The sequence below is a fragment of the Inquilinus limosus MP06 genome, from assembly GCF_000767795.1.
Lineage (GTDB): Bacteria > Pseudomonadota > Alphaproteobacteria > DSM-16000 > Inquilinaceae > Inquilinus > Inquilinus limosus_E.
In genome coordinates this window covers 1-5,739 of sequence record NZ_JANX01000414.1, presented here as the reverse complement: position 1 = coordinate 5,739, position 5,739 = coordinate 1, and the positions used below count along the sequence as shown (strand labels likewise).

Sequence of the window (5,739 nt, the reverse complement as noted above, 5' to 3'; positions counted from 1 at the left end):
GGTCGGCCTCGCGATCGTCGCCGCCGGCTTGCCGCCGCTGGCGCTCGGCCTGCTGCTGCTCGGCGCGCCCGCCCTGGCGGCGGCGCTTGGCTTCGCAATCCTGTTTGGGCTGGGCTCCGGGCTGAACAGCATCGTCCGCGGCACGGTGCCGCTGGCGCTGTTCGGGCGCAACGGCTATGCCGAACGGCTCGGCTGGATCTCCAGCGTCGTCCACATCGCCTCCGCCCTGGCGCCGTTCCTGTTCGCCGCCCTGCTGGAGCGGTTCGGGCCCGCACCGGCCCTCTGGCTGACGGCCGGCCTCGGCGGCCTCGCCGGGCTCGCTTTCCTGCAGATCCGGCGGAGGACCGGCGCCGCGGCCGGACGGACCGGCGTTCGCCCCAAAGCAAACGGCCCCGCCGAAGCGAGGCCGCTGTAACCGGAGGAAAGTCGGCCGGTCAGACGAACTGGACCGTGACGATCTCGTAGCTCTTGGAGCCGCCGGGGGTGGTGACCTCGACCTGGTCGCCCTCGGCCTTGCCGATCAGCGAGCGCGCCAGCGGGGCGGTGATCGACAGGCGGCCTTCCTTGATGTCGGACTCGTCCTGGCCGACGATCTGGTAGGTGATCTCCTCGTCGGTGTCCTCGTCCGCCAGCGTCACGGTGGCGCCGAACTTGACGGTGTCGCCCGACAGCTTGGAGGTGTCGATGATGTCGGCCCGGCTGATCCGGTCCTCCAGCTCCATCACCCGGCCTTCGATGAAGCTCTGGCGCTCGCGCGCCGCGTGGTATTCAGCGTTTTCGGACAGGTCACCATGCTCGCGCGCCTCCGCGATCGCCTTGATCACCTCGGGCCGCGCCACGCTCTTCAGATGCTTCAACTCTTCCTGCAGCCGGTTGTACCCCGCCGCGGTCATCGGCACCTTTTCCATTGCGCTCCAGTCCCAAAAAGCCAAAAAGCGGTACACCCGGCGTCAAGGACGCCGGTCTCCAGACCTGCTCGTATCCCTGCCCCCGGTGCTACCGCGCCGAACCTAGGTAGGATTGCAGCGGGGCGACTTCAAGCGCCCCGGCCTTCAGCGCGGCGATCGCCTCCACGGTCGCGCGCGCTCCGGCCACGGTCGTCGAGTAGGGAATGTTATTGACCAGCGCGGCGCGGCGCAAGCCGAAGCTGTCGCGCACCGTCTGGGCGCCGTCGGTGGTGTTGAACACCAGCTGGACCTCGCCATTCAGGATGGCATCGACGATGTGCGGCTGGCCTTCCATCACCTTGTTGATGCGCCGGACCTTGAGCCCGCCCTCCTCCAGCGCCTTGGCCGTTCCGGTCGAGGCCAGGATCTCGAAGCCCAGCTCGGCGATACGGCGGGCGACCGCGAGGATCGCCGGCTTGTCCCGGTCCTTGACCGAGATGAAGACGGTGCCGGACAGCGGCACCTTCTGGTTGGCGCCCAGCTGGCTCTTGGCGAAGGCGCGGCCGAAGTCGCGGTCCAGCCCCATGACCTCGCCGGTCGACTTCATCTCCGGCCCCAGGATGACGTCGACGCCGGGGAAGCGGTTGAACGGGAACACAGCCTCCTTCACCGCGGTGTAGGGCGGGGTCGGGCCCGTCAGGGTGAAGTCGGCCAGCCGCTCCCCGGCCATCACCCGGGCCGCGATCTTGGCGATCGGCGTGCCGGTCGCCTTGGCCACGAAGGGCACGGTGCGGCTGGCGCGCGGGTTCACCTCGATGACGTAGACCTCGTTGTCCTTGACCGCGAACTGGGTGTTCATCAGGCCGATGACGCCCAGGCCGTCGGCCAGCATCCGGGTCTGGCGCTCGATCTCATGCACCACGAAGGCGGGCAGGGAATAGGGCGGCAGGGCGCAGGCGCTGTCGCCGGAATGGATCCCGGCCTCCTCGATATGCTCCATGATGCCGGCGACATAGACCTGCTCGCGGTCGCGCACCGCATCGACATCGACCTCGATCGCGTCCTGCAGGTAGCGGTCGATCAGCACCGGGTTGCGGCCGGAGACCTTGACGGCCGTGGTGATGTAGCGGCGGAAGCCCTGGAGGTCGTGCACGATCTCCATGCCCCGGCCGCCCAGCACGTAGGACGGGCGCATCAGGCAGGGGAAGCCGACCTCCTGCACGATCGCCTCGGCCTCCTCGACCGAATGGGCGATGCCGCTCTTCGGCTGGCGCAGGCCCAGCTTGTCCAGCAGGTCGCGGAAACGCTCGCGGTCCTCGGCCAGGTCGATCGCATCCTTCGGCGTGCCCAGGATCGGGATGCCGGCTTCCTCAAGGTCATGCGCCAGCTTCAGCGGGGTCTGGCCGCCGAACTGCACGATCACGCCCTTGACCGTGCCGCGCTCCTGCTCCACCCGGATCAGCTCGATCACGTCCTCGGCGGTCAGCGGCTCGAAATACAGCCGGTCGGAGGTGTCGTAGTCGGTCGACACCGTCTCCGGATTGCAGTTGACCATGATGGTCTCGTAGCCGGCCTCCTTCAGCGCATAGGCGGCGTGGACGCAGCAATAGTCGAACTCGATGCCCTGGCCGATCCGGTTCGGGCCGCCGCCGAGGATGACGATCTTCTCGCGGTCGGTCGGGTCGGATTCGCACTCGCCCTCGTCGAAGCCGGCCTCGTGGGTCGAGTACATATAAGGTGTCGCCGATGCGAACTCGCCGGCGCAGGTGTCGATCCGCTTGTAGACCGGCATCACGCCCAGGCCGCGGCGGGCCGCGGCGGCCTCGGCCTCGGACACGTCCGCCAGCTTCGCCAGGCGGGCGTCGGAGAAGCCGAGGCGCTTCAGCCGGGCGAAGCCCTGCGCGTCCTCGGGCAGGCCGTAGCGCCGCACCTCCTCTTCCGCCGCGACGATCCGCTCGATCTCGCGCAGGAACCAGGGGTCGAACTTGCAGGCGGCGCGGATCTCCTCGACCCCGAGGCCGAGGCGTATCGCCTGGGCGATCACCAGCAGCCGGTCATGGGTCGGGCGGGCCAGGGCGGCGCGGATCACCTGCGGGTCCGGCGCGTCCATGGCCAGGCCGGGGATCTCGATCTCGTCCAGGCCGGACAGGCCGGTCTCCATCGACCGCAGCGCCTTCTGCAGCGCCTCCGGGAAGCTGCGGCCGATCGACATCGCCTCGCCGACCGACTTCATGCTCGTGGTCAGGGTCGGCTCGGCGCCCGGGAACTTCTCGAAGGTGAAGCGCGGCATCTTGACGACGACATAGTCGATCGTCGGCTCGAAGCTGGCCGGGGTCACCTTGGTGATGTCGTTGGCCAGCTCGTCCAGCGTGTAGCCGACCGCCAGCTTGGCCGCGACCTTGGCGATCGGGAAGCCGGTGGCCTTGGAGGCGAGGGCGGAGGAGCGGCTGACCCGCGGGTTCATCTCGATCACGACCATGCGGCCGGTCTCGGGGTCGACGGCGAACTGCACGTTCGACCCGCCGGTGTCGACGCCGATCGCGCGCAAGACCGCGATCGAGGCGTCGCGCATCCGCTGGTATTCCTTGTCGGTCAGCGTCAGGGCCGGGGCCACGGTGACGCTGTCGCCGGTGTGGATGCCCATCGGATCGACATTCTCGATCGAGCAGATGATGATGCAGTTGTCCGCGCGGTCGCGGACCACCTCCATCTCATATTCCTTCCAGCCGAGGACGGATTCCTCGATCAGCACCTCGCGCGTCGGGCTGGCGGCGAGGCCGGAACGGACGATCTCCTCGAACTCGACCCGGTTGTAGGCGATGCCGCCGCCGGTGCCGCCGAGGGTGAAGGACGGGCGGATGATCGCCGGCAGTCCGACATTCGGCAGCGCGTCGATTGCTTCCGACAGGCTGTGCACCACCGCGCTCTTCGGCGATTCCAGGCCGATCTCGTCCATGGTCTCGCGGAACTTGGCGCGGTCCTCGGCCTTCTCGATGCTCTCGCGCTTGGCCCCGATCAGTTCGATCCCCAGCCGCTTCAGCGTGCCGTTCTCGGCCAGCGCCATGGCGGTGTTCAGCGCCGTCTGCCCGCCCATGGTCGGCAAGAGGGCGTCCGGCTTCTCCTGCTCCAGGATCCGGGCCACGATCTCCGGCGTGATCGGCTCGATATAGGTCGCGTCCGCCAGCTCCGGATCGGTCATGATCGTCGCCGGGTTGGAGTTGACCAGGATGACGCGGTAGCCCTCCTGCTTCAGCGCCTTGCAGGCCTGGGCGCCGGAATAGTCGAACTCGCAGGCCTGGCCGATGACGATCGGGCCGGCGCCGATGATGCAGATCGAGCGGATGTCGGTGCGCTTGGGCATGGGGGCGGCCTGCTGGGTACAAGGGGGCACGCTCCCGAAGGAGCGCGCTCTTATAAGGAAGGAACGCGCGCGGGGAAAGCCCCGGGGCGGCCGCATGGCGCAGGGCAGGGGCGACCTGTCGTCATCCTGACCCTGGCGAAACCCACGCGGAAGCCCCATTTCCTGCGCATCATCGGGCTGGAGGGCGGCATGGCGAGACCGGCGCAGGCGACGCCTCTTGGCGTCCGGGGTGCCATGGAGCGGGAGGAGCGGGACGGTCTGTCCTATGTCTTCTATGGCCGCGTCCTGGTGCTGGCGCTGCTGGCCGTCTATGTCGCGATATGGATCCCGGTCGGGCGGTCGGTGGCCTATATCGGCCTGATGGCCGTCTTCCTCGTGCTCGGCCTGATCCCCTATCTGCTGCAGCGGCGCGGCAGCATCGGCGTCTGGGGCGTCGGCGCCTTCCTGGTGCTGGATGCGGTGGTGCTGACCTTCGTCATGGTGGCGCCGAACCCGCTGTTCGGGTCCGAGCTGCCGGTCCAGTTCACCCAGCGCGTCCCGAACTTCCTGTTCCTGCTGCTGTTCCTGTGCGGCGTGGCGCTCAGCTATTCACCCAAGCTGGTGCTGCTGGTCGGCGGAGCGCTGACAGTCTCCTGGTCGCTCGGTTTTGCCTGGCTGGCGACGCGGCCGGACAGCATCGTCACCAGCGCCAACGACGTGGTCGACGGCCCGAGCCCCGACGCCGTGCGCATCGCGATGTCGCTCGACCCGCACGCCGTCAGCAGCACGCTGTGGATGATCCAGACCGTCGTCCTGGTGCTGATGACGCTGGTGCTGGCGCTGGCCGTGTGGCGGTCGCGCCGGCTGGTCGGACGGGCGGCACGGATGGAGGCGGCCAAGGCGGCGCTGTCGCGCTACTTCTCGCCCAATCTGGTCGGCCGGCTCGCCGGCTCGGCCTCGCCCTTCGGCGAGATCCAGCGCCAGCCGGCGGTGATCCTGTTCGTCGACATCGTCGGATTCTCCGGCCAGGCCGAGGGGCTGGCGCCGGAGCGGGTGGTGGCGCTGCTGCGCAGCTTCCATCGCCGCATGGCGCAGCAGGTCTTCGCCCATGAAGGCACGATCGACAAGTATATCGGCGACTGCGTCATGGCGACCTTCGGCACGCCGCAGCCCGGCCCGCGCGACGCCAGCAACGCGCTCAGCTGCGCCCGCGCCATGTGCCATGAGGTCGAGCGCTGGAACGCCAAGCGCCAGGCGCGCGGCGCCGCGCCGATCGAGGTCGGCATCGGCCTGCATTACGGGCTGGTGGTGATGGGCAATATCGGCGACGAGCGGCGCCTGGAATTCGGCGTGGTCGGCGACACCGTCAACGTCGCCAGCCGGCTGGAGCGGCTGAGCCGGCGCCTCGACACGCGGGTGGTGGCCAGCGACGCCGCGGTCGTCCAGGCCGGGCGCGAGGGCTGCCCGGCGGAGGTGCTGGGCGCCTTCGGCCCGGCCGGCCAGACCGAGATT

3 protein-coding genes and 1 pseudogene are annotated in these 5,739 nt (G+C 69.1%); 2 read left to right on the top strand and 2 right to left on the bottom strand.

Translation table 11 applies throughout. The features are described 5' to 3' along the window. A pseudogene (locus tag P409_RS39205) lies at positions 1 to 415 on the top strand (hypothetical protein); the annotation flags it as partial. A 19-nt stretch (positions 416 to 434) separates the two neighbouring features. Here P409_RS39205 and greA read toward each other — a convergent pair. Together greA and carB are read right to left on the bottom strand one after the other, a co-directional pair. After that, positions 435 to 908: a transcription elongation factor GreA gene (gene greA, locus P409_RS24520; protein ID WP_034844768.1), complete on the bottom strand. Its 474-nt coding sequence runs from the start codon at positions 906 to 908 to the stop codon at positions 435 to 437. Positions 909 to 996: 88 nt separating this feature from the next. Then, positions 997 to 4,248 (bottom strand): carbamoyl-phosphate synthase large subunit, encoded by a 3,252-nt coding sequence (gene carB / locus P409_RS24515; RefSeq protein WP_034844766.1) that lies wholly within the window; start codon positions 4,246 to 4,248, stop codon positions 997 to 999. Positions 4,249 to 4,437: 189 nt separating this feature from the next. On the opposite strand from carB, the gene P409_RS24510 reads away from it, so the two are divergent. Further along, a partial coding sequence (locus tag P409_RS24510; protein WP_152613520.1) for an adenylate/guanylate cyclase domain-containing protein occupies positions 4,438 to 5,739 on the top strand: 1,302 nt, incomplete at its 3' end.

Coding starts and splice junctions, on each gene's coding strand:
- greA (WP_034844768.1), bottom strand. CDS start 908: ATGGAAAAGGTGCCGATGACCGCGGCGGGGTACAACCGGCTGCAGGAA.
- carB (WP_034844766.1), bottom strand. CDS start 4,248: ATGCCCAAGCGCACCGACATCCGCTCGATCTGCATCATCGGCGCCGGC.